Source organism: Candidatus Defluviilinea proxima (genome assembly GCA_016721115.1).
Classification (GTDB): domain Bacteria; phylum Chloroflexota; class Anaerolineae; order Anaerolineales; family Villigracilaceae; genus Defluviilinea; species Defluviilinea proxima.
In genome coordinates this window covers 4,230,319-4,251,007 of record JADKIW010000001.1, presented here as the reverse complement: position 1 = coordinate 4,251,007, position 20,689 = coordinate 4,230,319, and the positions used below count along the sequence as shown (strand labels likewise).

Here is a 20,689-nt window from a genome sequence, read left to right as displayed (position 1 = left end):
ACCAATAATTGATTTTAGGGTGGTTACAAGGGTGGCGGGACGCCGCCCCTACGGATTAATATTCTCCCGCAAACTTCTCATGCACCCACAAAAACTCGTTGCGTTTGTTCAGCACACGGACGAGACCGCCAAAGCCTGGGTCTTTGGCTTTGAGCAGGGCATGGAGTTCGCGCAGGGTGGCATTTTCAGCACGAGACCCAACGCCACGCTCGATGTTCGCAGAATCGATGACGCTTGAAAATTCGTTGAGGGCTGAGCCTTCGCCGACGATGGCATCGATCACATCCTTGCCGAGACCGATTTGAGCTTGCAAAGCTTTCGTAGCGGCATCATTCGCTACTGCGAGCGCGGAGGAAGCAACAGGTAAGACCAAACTCAATGTGCCCGTGACCAATTTCAAATATGGTGCGGCTTTCTTGAACCAATCCTGATCGAGTTCAAAGTCGTAGACGCCTTTCTTCATGTTGCCATTGTTGAGCACAGGGAGCGGAAGCCGCGAGTGCTCGCACCATAAAACCAGGCGGAATTGATGACGTATCCAATTTTTGGGATTGAACTTGTTGCCATCTAACGGGAAGAGACTGAACAGGCGCGGACCTTCTTTGGCTTCGTCGGTGAAGAGTTGGATGAGGTCGGCGTATTGTTTGTCAACTTGACTCAAGATGCGCTTGGTGTTGTCGTCGACGATATCCAGCTTGTCTTTGACTTGTGCAAATTCTTTCATCAATACTTCAAGCGAAATCGTTTGTGTAGCATCTGGAGCATTGGATAGTAATTGTTCAATGCTTTGCCATTCGTTACAAATAGGACATGGCACTTCAGGCCGTTGTCGTTTTTTGTTGTCCATCAGCTTACTTACTTCAAAGAGCCCTTTGCAATCGGGGGTGGCTATACACGGCACAGTCACATCACAACGCAAACCTTCCCAGAAACTTTCGACAAGATATTTCACTTCTTCGGTCAACATACCAAGGAAACGTTCGGGAAATGCGGCACGAACTGTGATGTGTACGTCGTTGCCAATGTGTCTCAACAATGCACGACCGTTGTAATTTGCATCAAGGATCAAACCGCGCTGCCAATGGACACTGTCGTTGTAGTGAACTCTTCCTAATGAATATTTATGCAGACGGACGATGAGCTGATAGAACAGTCCTTCAGCGTTAGCGGATTGCCCGTTGGCGGCATCGACGATGCGGCAGATTTGGGTTTGTTGAATATCACCAACAGCAAGGTCAGGAGACCAGGCTTTGGTGAAATCATCTTCTTTAGGCGTGGTATCGGGGACGAGTTGGGCGATAAGGCTGACCGGGTTGGAGTCTTCATCTTTGGAGAGACCAGCCACACGGTAGGAAAGATCGAAGCGCTCCATCAGGCGCAGAAAGATGCGGTGGAGAGCAGGTGGATAGCGGGTATCCGCTGGACGGGTTGGGTCATCCCACAAAAGACCAAGGCGGGAGAAATCCACCAAACCATGTGCCTTACGAGTCCCATCATCGTCCAGCACATAACTCATGGCGGTGGCGAGCCAATCAGGGCGCAGGATGACAATATCGCGCAGGGCGGGGTCGTTTTCGTAATGCGTGAGGTGACCGAGGCGGTGCGAGATGGTTATGAAGAGGCGCGCGATCTCATCGTCCATGTTGTGGGCGCGGCAGATGGAGAGGACTTCATCGAGAGGCAGGTAAGGCGCGCCCGTGGCTTGCAGGGCGACGCGGACATCGGCAAAACTCTTGGGTACGGAGCGACCGACTTCGGGCAGAGTGACGGCGACGCTGGCGATGGCTTCTTTGAGTTCCGCGATGCCTTTGCGGTGGCCCTGTGCATCTGGCTTGCTATCCACGAAGAAAAAATCAACGACGGTATCCTTGCCGAATGCCTCCCACAGTTCCTGACGGTCAATATCGGGCTGACGCTGTTGAGGTCCGCCGTGCGTGGCGACAACCAGAATTTTAGCGCTCGGCTCGCGGCGCTTGACCAGTTGAATCCATTCCTTGACAAAGCCCTGCTGAGGACCTTCACGCGGCTTCCATACAACGAGATAAACGGCAGGCGCGCTGAAGAACAACTGATGTGTAGGACGGTAGACGCGTTGTCCGCCGAAGTCCCAGCCGTTGAGGGTGATTTCTTTTTGGGTCTCAGGATCAGCGAGTTTGATCGGTTTGATTTGAATGCCATGGGTCGATGGATGCTCTTGCCATGGGTTGTCTAGCAAAGCATCTGTAAGGCAAGTTTTGCCCACTTCGCCTTCGCCAATAAGGATTAGTTTAGTTTCGTTTAAGGTGATTTGTTCTCCGGCCCTAGCGCGCAAGTAAGTTTTTACAGCATCAAGACCTTGTTTGTAGGCTTCGGCAAGTTCAGGGTTAAGAGGATTTTCGCCAAGACCAAGATATTCTAAATTTTCAAGCTGAGATAGTGTAGGAGGAATATCATTCAGCCGATTTTGAAATAAGATAAGCGTTTTCAATTTCTTTAGTTGACCAATTACTTCAGGTATTTTTATTAGTTGATTGTATGAGAGGTTTAATGAGACTAACTCATCAAGCTGTCCGATTGATTCTGGCAATATTGTAAGTTGATTGTTTGAAGATTTTAAAGTATTCAATTGGACGAGCCGTCCGATTGAATCGGGTAAATTTGAAATTTCATTAAAGTCAATATCTAGTAATTTCAATTTTGTGAGATTACCCAGTGAATTTGGTAAATCTTTTAAGCGATTACTACGGATGTAAAAAAAGTGCAACTGAACTAGATTCCCAATAGACTCAGGTAATGATGATAAATTGTTGCGAGATATATCTAGATATTGCAATTGGAGAAGGGATGTCGCCGATTCAGGTAGTGATGAAAGTCTGGGCGCAGTGAATATGTTAGTACTTAGATCAAGCGTTGTTGCACCTGATTTCTGAATTTTTTGAATTTTTTTCTCTGCTTCTTGATATGCCGCATCTTTATCCATGATTGCCTCACTTATGCTATTTGAGTCTGGTGGCTATAAAGCCCTATTTCTGATTTCCTTCCCAAATACCTTGCGTCCACCAACTTGCAAAGCATCGGGGCAGAGCGGTATTTGTCTTTGCCAAGGTTGTGTGTTTGAATATTGAGATTTGAATTGAATGCGACATTGCTTCCGCCTTTTAAATTCTCCCATTTAGGGGAGATGCCCGAAGGGCAGAGGGGTTAATACCACGCCATTAAGCGTAACAACCAGTTTTATTCATTCAGCCTATTTTACTCCCTGCAAAGCTAAATGCTCATCGCTAAAAGCTAAAAGCTAACAGCTAACAGCTATCAGCCAACCGCTAATAACTATAAAACCCTCTTCCCGATTTCCTCCCCAGATACCCCGCATCCACCATCTTGCGGAGCAACGGCGCAGGGCGGTACTTGTCTTCACCAAGGTCGCGCTGTAACACCTCCATGATGAACAACACCACGTCCAGCCCGATTAAGTCCGCCAGCGTGAGCGGTCCCATCGGGTGGTTCATGCCGAGCTTCATCACCGCGTCAATGGCTTCGGGCGTGCCGACTCCCTCCTGCAGGGCAAAGATCGCTTCGTTGATCATCGGGCACAGAATGCGATTGGAGATGAAGCCAGGCGAGTCGTTCGCTTCGACGGCTTCCTTGCCCATGACCTTGCACAACTCGAGTGTGGTGGATAATGTCTCTTCGGATGTGGCGAGTCCCTTGATGACTTCGACGAGTCTCATCAACGGCACAGGATTCATAAAGTGCATCCCGATCACTCTTTCGGGACGGTGGGTCTGTGCGGCGATCTTCGTGATCGAAATCGACGATGTGTTACTCGCCAGAATTACACCTTCGCGCGCGTTGGCATCCATGTCTTTGAAAATTTTGAACTTGAGTTCGGGGTTTTCCGTCGCGGCTTCGATGACGAAGTCCGCGTCTTTCATCGTGTCCATATTGGAGACGAATTGAATCGCATCCGCATTGGACTTTTGCTCCGCGGTAATCATCCCTTTTTCGAGCAACTTCCCCGTGGATTTGGCAATCGTCGCTTTGGCTTTCTCCAGCGCTGCCGGCATCACGTCCATGCATGTGACTTGGCATCCGCTCGTCGCCGCGACCTGCGCGATGCCGTTGCCCATTGTGCCTGCGCCTATGATGAAGATATGTCGAATGGTCATTTGGTCTCCTGGTCTTCTAGTCTTGTTGTGTCCGCCAGCCCTGACGAGAAGACCAGCGGACAAGTAGACTGGAAGACTAACCGACTGTATCTTTCCAAATCTTATAATTATTCACGATCTGCTCAATGTGACCGGGGATATGTGCCGAATAAATATTGACCCAATTCTCAAATGTATAGGGCTCTTCGTATTCTGGATGCTTCACAAAGTGCTCGAACACTTCATCGGGTTGCTTCTTCAATAATTCATAAGTGGTCTTGCGTGCAAGGCGCGTCACTTCCAGCGCATCTTCGATATTCTGGTCGTGATAATTCAGTGTGACTGCCCACGCATCCTGGTCGTAACCCATCAACGTGCCGCCCGGCTCGACGATCAATTTGCGAGCGCGTAATGCCGCATTCGATTCTGAGTCCGCGAGGTGGATGATGATCTCGTGGATACTCCATTCGGTGGGCGCGGGTTTGAATTGCCACATCTCACGCGGGATGTCTTTGAGAATCTCCACGAGCATGCTGAATCCATTGCCGTACAGTTCGATTTTTTCGTTGCGTTCGATTGCGTCCATGCGTTGTCTCCTCGATCATTTATAGGTTGGTACGTTTGAAGGTTTGAACGTTCAAACGTTTCAACGTGTCAACTTTCCAACTCAATTGCCATTGCTACCGCCTCGCCGCCGCCCAAACATAGCGATGCGATGCCTCGTTTCAGTCCGCGATCTTGCAGGGCATATAACAACGTTGTCAACACACGTGCACCGCTCGCCCCGAGTGGATGTCCCAACGCGATCGCGCCGCCGTTGACGTTGACCTTGTCCCAATCCCAGCCGTCGTCCGTGAGAGCATATCCATTCGCGAGTACCTGCGCGGCAAAGGCTTCGTTGAGTTCGATCAAGTCCACATCTTTCAATGTCCATTGTATCTTTTTCAATAGTTTTGGAATTGCATATGCGGGTGCTGAAAATAAATATTTCGGCTCGACCGCGGCTTGTGCGTATCCTACAATGCGAGCCATCGGCTTATGTCCGTTTTTCTCGGCGTATTCACGCGACGCGATCACAACTGCCGAGCCGCCATCGTTCATGGGAGATGAGTTGCCGGGTGTCACTTTGCCATCTTCTTTGAAAGCAGGTTTGAGTTTGGATAACGCTTCCAGCGTCGACTCTTTTCTTGGACCTTCGTCTGAATCCACTACATGGACTTCACCTCTACGCCCTGTGATTTGGACGGGAATGATCTCAGCTTTGAACTTCCCTTTTTCTTGAGCCTCAACAGCTTTCTCGTGAGAGCGAAGCGCGTACTCGTCCATTGCCTCGCGCGTCACCTCGTACTCATCCGCGATAAATTCAGCCGCGTTGCCCATTCCCCAATTCTCAAATGGATCCCACAAACCATCGTTGAGAAGCGCATCGGTCAGCGCTTGATTGCCGAACTTCAACTCGCCCGAGCGGCCTGCGACAAGATAAGGCGCCCGGCTCATGGACTCAAATCCACCTGCTACAAATAAATCGGCATCTCCCGCACGGACAGCTTGTGCCGCAAACATCGCGGCCTTGAGGCTTGATCCACAAACTTTGTTGATCGTGCTCGCACTGACCGTTGACGGGATGCCTGCATGAATGCTCGATTGACGCGCAGGAGCCTGCCCTTCACCGGCCTGCACCACGTTGCCCATGATGACTTCTTCGATATCTTTGGAGTTGATGCCCGCGCGTTCCACTGCGGCTTGAATTGCAATCGCCCCCAGTTGTGTTGCCGGGACGTTTGCAAGAGTCCCCTGAAATTTTCCAATCGGCGTGCGTGCCGCGCTCAAAATGACCGCTTCGTTTTGCTTGCTCATAACGCCTCCTGTGTAGGGGTTGAACAAACTAATTATAAAGCCAACAACGAGTTGTGTTCGCCATCGGCTTTATAAGGGATTACAATTTATGCATGGATGAATTTTCTACATCACTTTATGAGTTGATCGGGGGAGAGACCGGGTTGAAAGACTTGGTAGACCGTTTTTATGACATCATGGATTCTGCGCCTGAAGCAAAGGAACTCCGCGCCTTGCATGCTAAAAGTTTGAAGCGCTCACGCGAGAAGTTGTTCATGTTTCTCTCGGGCTGGTCTGGCGGGCCGCCTTTGTATATAGAAGCGTTTGGACATCCACGCTTGCGGCAACGCCACATGCCGTTCTCCATTGGCATGAAAGAGCGAGATCAATGGCTATGGTGTATGGACAAGGCCTTGGATGCAGGACAGTTCGATGCGAATGTGGTCGAATATCTCAAAAACCGTTTTTCGGAAGTTGCAGACTTTATGAGGAATAGGTTGGAGATTTAGGATTACGCGTCATTGCGAGCGAAGCAAAGCAATCCCCGCATTGTGTGTGAGTGTGAGATTGCTTCGCAAAAAGCGCTCGCAATGACATTACAAGTGCTTCATCGCCTCACGCCGACTGAGAGGATTCAATTCTTTTGTCGCTTTTACAAATTTGATCACAGCCTTTGGGTCGGTGCGTGCGTATTGACGTAGTGCCCAGCCGATGGCTTTGTTGATAAAGAATTCCTTCGACCCCAAATTCTCACGGATGATCTCGCACAACAGGTCAAAGTCTGTTTCGCTTTTGTAGTTCAATTGGAACAGGATGGCCGTGCGCCTCAACCAGAAATTCTCCGATTTGCGCCAGCGTGCCAGCGTCTTCTTCTTGACTGCGAGGTAGCGTTGGAAATGCACGCCGACCGTCCCGCCAGCGAGACTGTCCACAGTATCCCACCAGGATTTGGTCGTGATGAGATATTCGATTGTGTCAACAAACTCAGGCGGGATTTGTTTACTGAGTCTTCCCAATAACCCAACCGCTACATATTGGAATTCGCGTTGTGGCAATAACCATAGGTCACGCAAGATCACATCCAATTCAGCGACTTCGGGGAGTCCATGCTTTGCGTAGAATTCCTTTTGCAATGCCACGCTTTGTGGTGTTTTAATTCCCAGATACTCGAATTGATCGCGCATATATTTTTTCATGGCAGGAGCCTGACTTGGGTCCGCGTTTTGCTCGAAGAGGGTTTTCAGTTGTTTGACGTATAGGTGCATCGTGTCTCCAGTTTGTTCTGGTGGTAGGGGCGACCCGTCAGGATTGTTCGAGAACTGTGACATCCATGACGGGTCGCCCCTACGATAAATATCAATTACGGCTCCGGAGTATCCGGTGGATCATAAGGCTGGACAAATTTCACCAGCCACTCCGCATTTCCTTTATCCGTCACCGATGAGAACGGTGTGACAATGTGGATCCATGTTCTGCCGGGGTGTAGAGGGATGAGATTCCCTTGTGCATCCACAAAGTGCATGGGACGTCTCAGGCCGCTTGTCTTTTCGTACTCACGGTTGATCGTCCTCCAATATATTTTGAAGGCTTTTCCATCACGGAATAAGTAAGCGGGTTCGCTTTGTCCGTTCTCAAAATTGACTTCGAATTGATTGTGCCTAAACCTCATGTGTTCGGCGAAGATGACGATCACATTCTCGAACGCAAGTTGACGTTCGGTTAACCTGTCTGTTGCGAGATGGAGAATGCCCTTGCCGTCTGCATCGTCAGTGAAGCGCAGGTAAGTTTGTGAAATGGGGTCATATGTCCATGCGGATCGATTGTACGCGTGATAGAAGACGTTGATCTGATTGGCAGATTGTCCGTCTTCGGGAACATCATGCGAAAACAAATTGCCCGAATAGTTCACAGGTTGCTTCGAGTTCAAATTCTCCTGCGCCAATTCGCGCAGACGTGAAACTTTGAGTAACGCACTGTTCGGTGTGGTCTTGTCCACGCCGAAGACAATTTCACATGCGTCGAGCCGTTCGCCGATGTCCCATGCGGCGCTGGCGTAGACGAGACAACTGTTGGGAAACATTGCCCCGATCTGGTTATAGGTCAACCGACCGGAACGGATCGGTCCTACATAGGTTTCAGCGGGAATGTAGAACGGTGTGCTTGTTGCATCAGGCCTTGGGGTAGGAAGTATTCCTTCGGACAGAATCAGGCCCACGTCCCAGAATGAGGCGGTTGTGTCCGTTTGAACGATTCCTGTTTCGCCCGTCATCTGATCTGCGTCAGAATCTTTATCTTCGTAACCGATGTTTGTTTGCGTGAACTGATATGCAGATGGCTTGATAAATTGGATGATGACATCACGTTTCGGATTCTTAAAAGCATAATAGCCATTCGAGTCTGTTCTCGCCTCATCTATGACCATGCGGCTGTTTCCGTCCAATAAGCGGACGCACACACCGCCGATACCCATCTCCCAATCATCCTGTGTGCCGTTCTCGTTTTCATCAAGCCAGACTCGATCCCCGATCCAATCACCGCTTGGATACAGGATCTCTTCGCGCACTTCACATTCGCCAGTGATGTTTGGCACATTGCGTGGAATACCACCATAGAAGACATTCATAAAGCGAGTTGCACCTTCGCCGATGAACAATTCAAATACCCATGGTGCGAACCCTGGCCCTGCCTGTGGACGTGCACTGGCAGGCGAGTTGCTGATGGAAACTAATACAGCAGGGAGTTGAAGTAAAGAGGGTTCAAGGACCTCGCGTCCCGTCAATGGGTTGATGTTCGATGGAAAATCATCAGGCCCGTAATTTGTAGTGGGATGATACGGTTGTGGAGTAGAAGTAGCAGACGGCGTTTGTGCAACTTCTATACTTGGTTCGTGCGTAGGCGCACTAGTATTTGTTATAGACACTGGCGTAGTTGTTTGGAGAGATCCCGAATTTGAACAACCAACGAGAAACACAAGGATAAAGTTAATGGCTCTCTTCATCTTTGTGCTCATTTCGCGCCTTTTGGTTGACTGAAGCGTAACAGCCATTCTCCATTGTTTTTTTCTGTCACAGTAGTATTCGGCGTGACGACCGTGATCCACGTATGACCGGGTTTCAGCGGGAACAACTCGCCGTTCTCATATTCAAATCGAATAGGTGAATTCCCTTTTGTGCTCCATCGTATGGAATACATTTGTCCATCTCTAAACAATAGGGCTTTACCTGTCAGCCCGCGTTCGAGATGGATATCGAGATTGGTCGGTGAGATGACGTCATGCTTTGTAAACAACACGATCACGTTCTCAAATTGCAGTTGGCGTCCCGTGAGTCGATCAATTTCGGGGTGAAGGATACCGGCTGTCGCGTCTTCGCCATCGTCCACGTAGCGCCACCAAGTTTGCGAAAGCGGGTTATACAGCCAACCTGTTTGGTTCAACCACGCAACGTACACATCCAGTTTCGTCGCGGGTTTGCCTCCATCAGGGACATCCAGCGAAAAGATATTGCTCTTGTAATTGGCGCTTGTCTTTTTGTCCTTGCGTTCGTTCGCGAGTTTGACCATCTCCGAAATATCGAGCATATAACCGCCGCCCTGAATGTTGTGATCCACGTAGGCGCACTTGGGCAACTCCACCAACACTTCGGCAGAGGCGTAGGCAAAGATCAAGCATGAGCCTTTGAAGAAATCCGCAATATCTGCGTAAACTAAACGCCCCGAACGGACGGGTCCCACTTGAGCAGGGGGAAGATCAGATGTAGGTAGAGACGGCTCGGACGGAAGCAGACCGACATCCAGATCAAGAAGCGAGGACGTGACGTCCAGCGCGTCACTCCACCCTGACGCCTGATCCACATCACTGTCCTTATTTTCTTCTCCAACATTTTTCTGACTATATTCCATACCGTTAGGCTTTGCGAACGCGACGAAATATTTTCCAGCGCTGACGTTGAACCCGTAATAGCCATTTGAATCGGTTGATGCTTGTTGAAGAAGTTCGAGGTTGGAATCATACAAGTTGACACACACGCCGCCGACACCACGTTCCCAATCATCTTGCATGTTATTTTGATTTGCATCGAGCCAGACACGATTGCCAATGATGAGTTCGGTTTGTGTGAATGGTTCGCGTGTTACATTGCAAGTGCCGACGGGTGGAACTTCGGGCGAAGGCATCTCGCCGTAAAACGTTGTGAGATACCGCATCGTTCCCTCAGTGATGTAGATCTCGAATACATATGGCGCAAAGGAGAGCCCCGCTTGCGGGCGAGCTGTAACAGGGAACGTTGAAATGGAAACCAGCACAGCAGGCAGATCAAGCAGGGATGAATCGGCAACCGCCAAACCCGTCAGCGGATTGATCGCTGGAGGAACGGCGGTTGGTTCAAGCGTAGGTTGTAGATCGGGTGTCTGCGGTGTGTTATTTTGCGCTGACGATTGTTGCGTTGGGGTTGCTACTGTGGTGTTGGAGTTACAACCAGCAAAGGTCAATGCAAAGATAAGTATCCATGCCAACGATGAATACTTGTTTCTATTTTGCACCTTGTGGTGCGACAAATCTTGCGCGCCAGATACCATTCGATTGTTCTTCCAAATAGGATTGTAAATTAAAAATCACAACCCATGTGTGACCTGGCTTGAGCTTGGCTGGCGTGCCATCAGCATTGATGAATTGCATGGGCCTGCGCAAACCAGTGGTTTTCTCGTACTCCCCTGCGCGCGTACTCCATTGAATATCGTACATCTGTCCATCACGGAAGAGGTAGGCTTTGCCTTTTTCTCCAATCTCGAAATTGATATCCACAATGGTCGGTGTGACCACGGTATGCTCGGCAAAGAGCACTATGATATTCTCGGCCATCACCTGACGATTGTTCAAACGATCCACTAATGGGTTGAGAACGCCAGCGGTCTCTTCACTGGATTTGTCCACGTAGCGCCACCATGCACCTGAGGCTGCGTCATACACCCACTTCGATTGATTCAAGCGTGCCCAATATTCATATAACTCTTGCGCGGGTTTGCCTCCCGCTGGTGCTTCCTCTGAAAATAGATTGCTTGTGTAATTGAAGCTCGAAACATCTTTGCTGTTTTGTGCCGCGATCCTGTCCATGCGTTCGAGCGGTAACATCGCTCCTCCACCTGAAGCGGTATGCGGCACCGTGGCGCAACCGGGAATCTCGGCCAGCACGTCAGGGTCAGCGGATGCGTAGATCAAGCAACTAAATTGGTAAAAGCCTCCGAGAAAGCGATACACCAAACGCCCCGAGCGGACGGGTCCAATTTCTGGGGCGGGGAGTGTGGCAGATGGATCGGGAGTAGGAGAAAGATCGGAATTGGGAATCAGACCTGCGTCCAGATAAAGAAGCGAAGCGTTGACATTCAGCGCGTCACTCCGACCCGACGCCTGATCCGCATCACTATCTTGAGTCTCATCCCCAACATTTTTCTGCGTAAATTCCAACCACGACGGCTTCACGAATTCGACAACATATTGCCCAGCGTCCACATTGAAGGCGTAATAGCCGTTGCTATCTGTTGTGGTTTGTTGGATGACGTTGTTGCTCGCATCATACAAGTTGACGCAGATGCCGCCCACACCATTCTCGCCAGGATCTTGAAGGCCGTTTTGATTCGTGTCGTACCAAACTCGATTGCCAAGAACAAGTTTGGTTTGCGTGAATGGCTCTTTTCTGATCTCGCAATCACCGTGAATGGGAATTTCAGGCGCAGGATCTTCACCATAGAAAACTGCAAGATGTCGCGTGGAGCCTTCGGTGATGAAATACTCGTAAACAAACGGCGCAAACGAAAACCCTGCCTGCGGACGTGCCACCGGCGGAAAATGTGAAATAGAAACCAACACGGCTGGGATCTTGAGCAGGGATGGATCAGCCACACGTTGCCCCGTCAATGGATTGTAGCCCTGAGGAAATTCATCTGGTCCCAATGTGGTTGGCAGTGGGATCGGCTGTGATGTGGATGCAACTTGGGGTTGTGGTTGTGCCTGTGCTTGTAATTCAGGAGTTGCTGTTGTTTCAACGACTGGTACGATACTGTCGCTTTGAACAGGTGTATTCAGTTTTGGTGCCGCATTCGGACTGCAACTTATAAGCAAGATCAAAGTTAGTATGGTTGTGTAATAAGTTTTTCTCATGAGGAGTATTGTTACTCGGAAGCATTGCTTTGAATATCCCCTATTTGATTTATTATTTATTGGAACTTCTTAAAGTGCTTCAAATCTTAACCACAGAGACACTGAGTCACGGAGTTTTAATTAATTTTCTCCGTGGTTCCGTGTCTCTGTGGTTCAAAAGAGAATTAACCACTGTTTTTATTTATGCAAGGAGATTACTTCGCGAATTCTTTTTTCACGCGCAAATACGTGTCTTCCAACGCCTCGGGTAACACGCGTGTCTGCCCAACGGCGGTCATAAAGTTCGTGTCGCCTTTCCAGCGTGGGACGATGTGAATGTGGACGTGCCCAAGCACACCAGCGCCAGCGGCTTCGCCCATATTCACGCCCACGTTGAATCCTTGCGGTTTGTAAATACTTTTTAAGACGGTTGTACAACGAGATGTGAGTTCCATCATCTCAGCGCGAGTTTCGGGGTCGAGTTCCTCGAGGCTGGAGACGTGGGTAAACGGGATCACCATCAAGTGTCCACTTGTGTAGGGATAGCGGTTGAGAATGACATAGGCACGTTCGCCGCGATAGGCGATCAGATTCTCAGCACCATCTTCCCTTGCCTGTGCGTTGCAGAACACACAGCCTTCTTCTTTATTGTTGTTGTCGATATATTCCATACGCCAGGGAGACCAAAGTTGATTCATAGGATGGTTGAATTTTAGCAGAGAAATTATCGGTATTGACTGCTCAATTTGAACTCTAACGACTTTTTTACAACTGGCCATTCCAGATTAATAACCGAAAATACCACAGTGTCACGATACACACCATCCGCTGATTTTTGGTGGTTTCTTAGCACCCCATCTTGCTTGGCGCCGAGCCGGGCAATCGCCGCCCGGGACTTGTGATTATGCCAGTGCGTGCGGAGTTCCACGGCGATGGCATCTAATGTTTCGAAGGCATGGCTCAATAACAGGTATTTACATTCGGTGTTGACCGATGTCCGCTGGTAACTTTTCGCATAAAACGTGTACCCGATCTCCAGCCGTTGGTTGACCTCGTCCACGTTGCAGTAGCGGGTGGAGCCGATGATCTGGTTCGATTCTTTGTGGCGTACAGCGAACGGCATCCAGCCTGCATTCTCGCGCATATCGAGCGCTGTCTTGATGTAGGCATCCACTTTTTCAGGTGAAGGGACGGAAGTAAACCACAACTTCCAAAGTTCCCCGTCCTTGACAGCTGATGTCAAGTCATCAGCATGTTCCAGCGCGAGCGGTTCCAAAATAACAGTTGTGCCTGTAAGTGTGACGGGTTCGATCCATCTTGTCTTCATGTTGTGTCCTTGTAGACTTCCGTAATAAAGTTTTGTCCATTATAGGCGAAAATATTTTTTGTCTTTGAACCTTCCAACATACTCAGTTTTCGATTATCCTCCCATCAATGCAACCTTCTCTTTTCCCCGCGCCTGCTCCGCAAACATACACCGTCTCCAAGCTGACGTTTCATCTTCGCAAGTTGTTGGAAGAAGATGAAATCCTTCAGGATGTTTGGGTGCAGGGTGAGATCTCGAATCTTTCGCGGCCTGCTTCAGGGCATATCTACTTCACGATGAAAGATGCGAACGCCTCGCTCAAGTGTGTGATGTGGAAGACAAGCGCGGCACGGCTTAACTTGTCCTTGCGCGATGGCATGGAAGTGGAAGTGCATGGCAAGATCGGGGTATATGAACCACAGGGACAGTATCAACTTTACGCGGATCAAATTCGACCTGTGGGTGAAGGTGCATTGTTTCAAGAATTTCTGCGGCTCAAGTCCATGCTTGAGGCGGAAGGATTATTTGACCCTGAGCGTAAACGTCCCATTCCCGAATTCCCAAAACGAATTGGTATCGTCACGTCTGCTACGGGTGCGGCGTTGCGCGATATGTTGAATACACTGCGAAGGCGTTTGCCGTTGGTAGAAGTACTTCTCGCTCCTTCGCCCGTGCAAGGGACCGAGGCGCCGCCTGCATTGGTCAAAGCCATTCAATCTCTCAACCGTCAACAGCCTGATGTGATCATTGTTGCGCGCGGCGGAGGTTCCATTGAGGATCTTTGGGCGTTCAATGATGAGCGCGTTGTGCGTGCAGTTGCAGCTTCGGATGTTCCTGTGATCTCAGGTGTGGGCCACGAAACGGACTTTACCCTCTGTGATTTTGCCGCCGACCTGCGTGCGCCGACTCCTACTGCCGCCGCAGAACTTGCGACCTCGATCACGCTCTTGGACCTGCAAGCAGAGTTGCAAAACTACGACTCGCGTCTCGTCTCTGCGACCGTGAGCCTGATCTCTGAACAGAAGAATGTTCTTTCCTCTTTGATTGCTCAGCTTCGATACACTTCTCCTGCCCGGCGCATCCAATCGGAAGCACAACGTGTGGATGAGTTATCGCGACGGGCGTACACATCCCTGTTGCATCGAATTCAGTTACAATCCACACACGTACAGGGGATGACGAGACGGCTGGAAGCGTTGAGTCCGCTGGCAGTGTTGGCGCGCGGATATGCTGTGGTAACAAATAAAAAAGATGGTAAAGTTATATCTCGCGTTGCAGATGCAAGCGATGAGATGAAGGTCAGAGTCTCTGACGGTGAGATCGAAGTTCGTAAATCGTAAATTATTGGAGTGTTTATGGCAAAGTCTAAACCCACCCAAAAGCCTGTTGAAGAATTATCGTATGAAGAAGCGTTAGCCGAATTAGAGCAGACTGTTGCTATTCTGGAAGATGAGCAGAGTCAACTGGAAGATGCGATCAAGTTATTCGAGCGGGGGCAGGCTTTGGCGTCGAGATGCGGCGTGTTGCTCGAAGTGGCAGAGCTCAAAGTGAAGCAGGTGGCCGGTGATGCGGTCACAGCTTTCGAGGAAGAATCCGAATGAACTTAGATGCTATCCTTCAAAATAAAGCGTTGATCGCCGGGTTGATCGCATGGCTGTTGGCGCAGATCATCAAACTGCCGCTTGATTACTTACGCACTCGCAAATGGAATTGGGCATTGATGATCACCACGGGCGGCATGCCAAGTTCGCATTCATCGCTGGTGACCGGCACTGTATTTGCCGTTGGGCTGTATCATGGTTTTGATAATCCGCTGTTCGCGTTGGGTGTGGCGATCACCATGATCGTTACATATGACGCGGCGGGTGTTCGCAGGCAGGCTGGTATTCACGCGCAGAGGATCAATGTGTTGTTCGATGAATTATTACGCGGGCACATCTTTAGTGAAAGAGACCTGCGTGAAGTATTAGGTCATACGCCGTTGGAAGTTGCAGGAGGCATTTTGCTCGGCCTCATCGTCGCAACCGCGCAATGGCTTGTGTGGAAATAAATAATTAAAAGGAGAAAATAAAATGGACGAACTTGTAAACTTGATCGTGAAGAAAACAGGCTTGCCAAAGGAAACGGCCCAATCAGTGGTCAATATTGTCATTCAATTCTTGAAGGACAAGCTTCCCGACACCTTCGATGCGCTCGTGGATAAGATCCTCGTGGCGGGACACGACGGCAAACTTGATGCCGCCGATGCCATGAGCTTGCTCGGTGGTTTCCTCTCTGCCGTGCAGAAGAAATAGTTTTATAAACATAAGGGCGACCTACGGGTCGCCCTTATGTTTTATCTGTGTCACTTTTTGAATCGACGCGCCACAATATCCAGTATCATTTTAACTTCGGGGACTTTGAGAAGTATGACGCCTGCCAAATAGATGACTCCACCAACGGCAACGCCTCCCAACGCGACGATCCAACGGTTCATCCCACCCGATAGCTGGATCCAGAACAATAAGCCGATCGCCATTCCGAGCCCTGCCGATCCAACACGCCATGCGCCATCCACAATGGATCTGCCCTCAATACCATTCAGGCGTTTGCGCATAAAAATAAATAAAGCGGTTGCTTCGAGAGCGGTGGCAAAAGAGTTCGCCAGCGCCAGACCTCCCAATGGGAGCCAGCCGATCTGTTCAAAGAGTTTCGGAAAGGTGATGCTGAATACAATATTCAATCCCATTGCGATGACGCCAATGACCACGGGCGTTTTTGTATCTTGTTGTGCGTAGAAAGCGCGGGTTAACACTTCCATCACGCTGTGACCGACCAACCCTGCCGCATACCAGACCAATGCCCAGGCGGTCATCTCAGTGATCGTTGCAGTGAATTCCCCGCGCTCAAACAACATGGAGACAATTGGTCTCGCAAGCAGGATCAAGCCCACACTGGCAGGAAGCGAGAGCATGAACATCCCACGCAAAGCGGACGCCAGTGACGAACGCATCTCGTCCACTTTGCCCAATGCGTGTTGAGCGGAAAAGGTCGGCATGGCGGCGATCGCAACGGATTGGGCAATCGCGGCTTGCGCCATCACCATCAGGGCAAATCCATAAGAGATGCTTTGGATGCTCCCTTCCACCATTTTGGAGCTCAGGTTGTTGTTGACCCAAAAATTCAATTGGACGATAGCCGTACCAAATACACGGGGCAACATCAATTGAAACACCCTGATGACGTTTTGGTCGCCCAATCCAAATGAAAGTGAAAATTCACCTTTGAGTTTGAATAGTGACGGCAGTTGGATCAGCAAAAATAAACTTGCACCGATCACAACACCCCAGGCCAATCCGTAGATTCCCATCCAGCGCCCCAAAACCACCACACCGAAGATCTGCCCTAGTTGATACATCGCGGCTGTGATCTGAGGGATAAAAAAGACCTGGTGTGCGTTGAGAATGCTGATGACCAATCCGCCAATGCCGAACAGAACTGCGGAGACGGATTGGATGCGAAGCAGGTTCACTGCCAGTGCAAAGGTCTCAAGGTCACGGGAAAGCCCCGGCGCTAAAAGGTAGCGGACGATCTGTGGCGCGAACAGGGAAGCCAGCAACGCGGCAATACTCAGGATCAACGTAACGAGGTTGATAAGTGACGATGCAAGTTTCCACGCGGATGCTTTCTCGTCCTTGACAAGCAGTCCTGTAAAAGTTGGGAGGAAGGCGGAGCCAAGCGCGCCTGCGGCAATGAGATTGAAAAGCGTCTCACTGACACGGTTCGCTGTGAAGAATGCATCGAGATCGCTGGCTGGGAAAGCCCGTGCCACAAGGATCTTGCTCGCAAGCCCGGCGAGTTGACCGAACACGATGGCGAACATCACGGTCCCTGCGGCGCGGGCGATCTGGCGGTTGGCGGTATTTGTCATAGGGCACGATTATACTTTCATAACCATTGCACGGTTTTACGAGAGGTTTGAGCCGATCTCATTAAAACAAAAAGGTGACAGTCACTTGTGAAGCGGCTGTCATCTTTTTTCTCTCGTGAGTCTTAACTGTGAGATGGAATCACATCAGGAATCTTCGATTGCATCAAGTCGTAGTGTTTCTTGCACACCCATGTGAAATCGCCAGTGTAAGTTGGGATTCGATATAGCCCTATTCTTTCTTGATTTGCATCAACCTCGCGCAGGAAACCATGCAAAGCTAAAAGACCAGACCGTTCCTGCTCTGTAAGCACCCCATCTTTCAAACGACCCGGGTCGTGGACTTTAATGCCTTCAGGCAACACACTGCTGAGGGATGTTTGTATCAAGCTCAAATGGTCTTTGTATTTCCACTGGTCAAATGTGCCAGAGCCGAATAATACATTCACAGACGGGGCAACCATTGGCAAGAGGGTTTTCATCACGCCAACGATGAAATTGGCGTATGGCGCAATTTGGGCAAGCCATTCGCTTGTCATCTTGAATTCGTAGATGCCCAAGCCATCATATACAGGATGTTGACAATCTTCGGCTTCACACCAAAGCTGCAATTTATATTTCTTATTGATCCATTGCCATCTTCCGTCGACTGGCTCAACCGTGAACAAACGCGGACCGTTTTTGGCTTCGTTTGCCATTGCCTTCATTGTGACCAAGACATTGTTGGCAATTTGACTGCGTAGTTTCTCAAAGGCATCGCCAACATCTGCAAAGCCGTGCTCAACTGTTCGTTGAATTTCGGTTAGCCTTTCGCGGACATCATAGTCTTCAAAGCCATAGAGCAATTCGATAATGTTTTGGCGTTCACGGCATTTTTGGCAGCGGATGGTCTCGTCGCCTTCGTTTAGAAATTCGCGTAATGCTGCGATCTCAAAACGACCTTCACATGTATTGTTCTTGCAAGGCACGGTGAAGGAATAGCGCCCTTCCAAGCCAGGCCAGTTATCGGTGATGAGTTTGCTCAGCCGCTGACGCAAGACGTTCATAAAGTATTCGGGCCAGACGGCTTCTGCATACATGTGGAACTCACGCCCGCGCAATACGAGCATGGCTTCGCCGTGACGGTCATTCTTCAGGAACATTCCTTTTTGCCAGTGCAGGCTGTGTTGACCGATCGGATAAGCATAATCATGTGTACGGACAATCATCCACGGAATTAACCCTGGAGGTGCTTCATCCATCACACAGACCATGCCGAGCCTGCGTTGATTTTCTTTTGGTTCTTCCTCAGGCAGCCATGGTAAAGTCGTTGGTTGTATTTGTGGTACATGTTGTGCCACTAGACTCGCATCCCCCTCGGGCAGACGATAGGAAACATCGTACTTCTCCATCAAACGCAGGAAGAACGGATAGAGCTCAGGATTGTATTGCGGTTCGCCTTTGAAAGAATGGTCGTGCCACACTTTATATAAGTAATTGTCAGGCAGAATACCTTCGTGCTCGGCAGTGACGCGGTCTTCCAGCACAAAGCCGATGGCTTTGGTCAGCCATTCAGGTTTGAGCACAACATCGTCGCGCAATTTCTCGTCTTCGCTGTAATGGACGATATACCCGAGGTCGTGCATCAGGTGTGCCAAAGTGCTTGTATCGATCTCGCTCAAACTGTGATCGGCGCAGGTTTTGGCAAATGCTGTATAAGAGATTCTTGGCTCTTCGCGGGCGAGCAGTTCATCACGGGCGGCTTTCCAATCGTTGTTGAAGCCCATTCCCATTTGCTCCAACCCAGCCGCGTGCTCAGCGATGAGTCTTTTCAACTCGGCGATGCCAACCATCTCGCCTGTGGCTGGGTCAGGGACTAAGCTGTCCACTTCATGAAAGCCGACGATCATATCCCCATATTGTTGTCTGAAAACAGGTTTATCGATGCGCGCGATGTGCCCGCCCGATTCTTTGTTGGTAGAGACGATGATGACACGTGCTTCATCCCCGACTCGCAGGCGGATCATGTTCAGCCAGTCTTCCACCTGACATTGCTGAACGCCGCGGCGCGGCTCCCAGACCAGCAGGTAGAGCGAACGGCGGCTGAAGAAGAACTGATGCGTGACACGATACACCTCCTGCCCGCCGAAATCCCAGGCGTTGAGTTGGATCTTGACATCTGTTTTTTCAGGATGTTGCAATTGCAAAGCGTTTACATCAATTTTGACCCCATGGGTTGTTACTTCATCTTGCTTTGGTGCTCGGTCTTCCCTTCCCATCAATGCATTCAACAGCGTTGTTTTTCCTACCCCGCCTTCGCCGACCAGAACGAGTTTGGCTTCGTAGAGCGGCTCGGCATTTTGTTCCAGACTGCGCAGGTAGGCAAAGAGTGGTTCATAATTATTCTTGACTTTACAAGCGGCGTATGCGCTTTGTAGGGCGGGGTTGAGGGGGTTGTTGTCGAGTTGGAGCATGTCCAAATGCTCAAGTTTCGCGAGAGATGATGGGAGATTAACAATCTTGTTATTTGCAAGGAATATTCCTTCTAAGTTCTCAAGTTTGTCAATAAATGGAGGAATCTCAGTGAAATGATTATTTGCTAAGCTAAGCAATTTTATATTTTTTAGTTCTACTAACCACTCAGGCAGGTCAGTTAATTCGCAATCAGGGGCACCGATAAAGGAGAGTTTCTTCAAATATTGAAGAAATCGTGGCAGTTTTTTTATAGGATTTCCATGTGAAGGAACTCCTAGCCAGAAATCTTCCAAATTTACTAAACGGGACAATGAATTTGGTAGGTCAACTAATTCATTCCCATCGACGCCGAGTTTCTGTAAATTTTCTAATTCTCCGAGCCAATCGGGTATTGACGCTAATGACATATTTCCCAGTTGTAATTCGGTTAGCCTTCTCAAATAGCGTATTACTTCAGGTACACTTTTTAACTTATTCCAATCAAGATACAGTTCTTTCAATTCGGTGAGCCGATTGAGAAAGCTGGGCAGTATCGTCAGTTTATTGCTGGAGAGATTCAGGTTTGTCAACTGCGTGAGTTGCGAGAGCGAGTCTGGCAGTGCCGTCAGTTGGTTGTCGGAGAGATTCAGTTCTGTCAACTGCGTGAGTTGTCCCAGCGAGTCTGGCAGTATCGTCAGTTTATTGCTGGAGAGATCCAGGGATGTCAACTGCGTGAGTTGACCGAGCGAGTCTGGTAGGGTGGTCAGTTGATTATTGGAGAGATCCAGGGATGTCAATTGGGTGAGTTGCCATAAAGAATTTGGCAATTTGGTGAGTTTTGAATCCGAAAGCTGATTGCTGAGGTCAAGTTCCGTTGCGCCCGATTTCAGGGCTTCTGCGATTTTCTTTTCTGCTTCGAGGTATGCTTGGTCTTTGGGCATGGTGAT

At 49.6% G+C, this 20,689-nt stretch carries 17 protein-coding genes; 5 read left to right on the top strand and 12 right to left on the bottom strand.

Annotation, left to right across the window (positions count from 1 at the left end; genetic code table 11):
- Positions 1–55: 55 nt before the first annotated feature.
- The 4 genes from IPP66_19610 to IPP66_19595 form a co-directional block, all read right to left on the bottom strand.
- Positions 56–2,959 carry a hypothetical protein gene (locus tag IPP66_19610; GenBank protein MBK9927482.1) on the bottom strand — a complete coding sequence of 968 codons (2,904 nt, stop codon included), beginning with the start codon at positions 2,957–2,959 and terminating at the stop codon, positions 56–58.
- Positions 2,960–3,302: 343 nt separating this feature from the next.
- On the bottom strand, positions 3,303–4,148 hold the full coding sequence (locus IPP66_19605) for a 3-hydroxybutyryl-CoA dehydrogenase (GenBank protein MBK9927481.1): 846 nt from the start codon (positions 4,146–4,148) through the stop codon (positions 3,303–3,305).
- Positions 4,149–4,224: 76 nt separating this feature from the next.
- On the bottom strand, positions 4,225–4,713 hold the full coding sequence (locus tag IPP66_19600; protein MBK9927480.1) for a DinB family protein: 489 nt from the start codon (positions 4,711–4,713) through the stop codon (positions 4,225–4,227).
- A 68-nt stretch (positions 4,714–4,781) separates the two neighbouring features.
- Complete coding sequence (locus IPP66_19595; GenBank protein MBK9927479.1) at positions 4,782–5,984, bottom strand: acetyl-CoA C-acetyltransferase; 1,203 nt, start codon at positions 5,982–5,984, stop codon at positions 4,782–4,784.
- A gap of 92 nt (positions 5,985–6,076) precedes the next feature.
- Between IPP66_19595 and IPP66_19590 the strand changes: the two genes are divergently transcribed.
- On the top strand, positions 6,077–6,472 hold the full coding sequence (locus IPP66_19590; GenBank protein ID MBK9927478.1) for a group II truncated hemoglobin: 396 nt from the start codon (positions 6,077–6,079) through the stop codon (positions 6,470–6,472).
- An 87-nt stretch (positions 6,473–6,559) separates the two neighbouring features.
- Here IPP66_19590 and IPP66_19585 read toward each other — a convergent pair whose 3' ends face one another.
- The 6 genes from IPP66_19585 to IPP66_19560 form a co-directional block, all read right to left on the bottom strand.
- Complete coding sequence (locus tag IPP66_19585; GenBank protein ID MBK9927477.1) at positions 6,560–7,291, bottom strand: DNA alkylation repair protein; 732 nt, start codon at positions 7,289–7,291, stop codon at positions 6,560–6,562.
- Between the two features lie 32 nt (positions 7,292–7,323).
- On the bottom strand, positions 7,324–8,973 hold the full coding sequence (locus IPP66_19580; protein MBK9927476.1) for a DUF3048 C-terminal domain-containing protein: 1,650 nt from the start codon (positions 8,971–8,973) through the stop codon (positions 7,324–7,326).
- Entirely contained in the window at positions 8,970–10,502 is a 1,533-nt protein-coding gene (locus IPP66_19575; GenBank protein ID MBK9927475.1) for a DUF3048 C-terminal domain-containing protein, read from the bottom strand. Before IPP66_19575 ends, IPP66_19580 begins: the two co-directional genes overlap by 4 nt.
- Positions 10,492–12,117, bottom strand: a complete 1,626-nt coding sequence (locus IPP66_19570; GenBank protein MBK9927474.1) for a DUF3048 C-terminal domain-containing protein — start codon at positions 12,115–12,117, stop codon at positions 10,492–10,494. The genes IPP66_19575 and IPP66_19570 overlap by 11 nt, the downstream gene beginning before the upstream one ends.
- 194 nt (positions 12,118–12,311) lie before the next feature.
- A complete protein-coding gene (locus IPP66_19565; protein MBK9927473.1) occupies positions 12,312–12,794 on the bottom strand; it encodes an HIT domain-containing protein in 483 nt (160 codons plus the stop codon).
- A 26-nt stretch (positions 12,795–12,820) separates the two neighbouring features.
- Positions 12,821–13,423: a GNAT family N-acetyltransferase gene (locus IPP66_19560; GenBank protein MBK9927472.1), complete on the bottom strand. Its 603-nt coding sequence runs from the start codon at positions 13,421–13,423 to the stop codon at positions 12,821–12,823.
- Positions 13,424–13,530: 107 nt separating this feature from the next.
- Between IPP66_19560 and xseA the strand changes: the two genes are divergently transcribed.
- The 4 genes from xseA to IPP66_19540 are packed head-to-tail and all read left to right on the top strand — an operon-like array spanning position 13,531 to position 15,696.
- Positions 13,531–14,742: an exodeoxyribonuclease VII large subunit gene (gene xseA / locus IPP66_19555; GenBank protein ID MBK9927471.1), complete on the top strand. Its 1,212-nt coding sequence runs from the start codon at positions 13,531–13,533 to the stop codon at positions 14,740–14,742.
- Positions 14,743–14,757: 15 nt separating this feature from the next.
- A complete protein-coding gene (locus IPP66_19550) occupies positions 14,758–15,003 on the top strand; it encodes an exodeoxyribonuclease VII small subunit (GenBank protein MBK9927470.1) in 246 nt (81 codons plus the stop codon).
- A complete protein-coding gene (locus IPP66_19545; GenBank protein ID MBK9927469.1) occupies positions 15,000–15,452 on the top strand; it encodes a divergent PAP2 family protein in 453 nt (150 codons plus the stop codon). Before IPP66_19550 ends, IPP66_19545 begins: the two co-directional genes overlap by 4 nt.
- A gap of 22 nt (positions 15,453–15,474) precedes the next feature.
- Positions 15,475–15,696, top strand: coding sequence for a hypothetical protein (locus IPP66_19540; GenBank protein MBK9927468.1), 222 nt, complete (start codon positions 15,475–15,477; stop codon positions 15,694–15,696).
- A 50-nt stretch (positions 15,697–15,746) separates the two neighbouring features.
- Here the strand turns inward: IPP66_19540 and murJ are convergent, their stop codons facing one another.
- Together murJ and IPP66_19530 are read right to left on the bottom strand one after the other, a co-directional pair.
- Complete coding sequence (gene murJ / locus IPP66_19535; protein MBK9927467.1) at positions 15,747–17,312, bottom strand: murein biosynthesis integral membrane protein MurJ; 1,566 nt, start codon at positions 17,310–17,312, stop codon at positions 15,747–15,749.
- Positions 17,313–17,434: 122 nt separating this feature from the next.
- Positions 17,435–20,683, bottom strand: coding sequence for a leucine-rich repeat domain-containing protein (locus IPP66_19530; GenBank protein ID MBK9927466.1), 3,249 nt, complete (start codon positions 20,681–20,683; stop codon positions 17,435–17,437).
- Between the last annotated feature and the right edge of the window lie 6 nt (positions 20,684–20,689).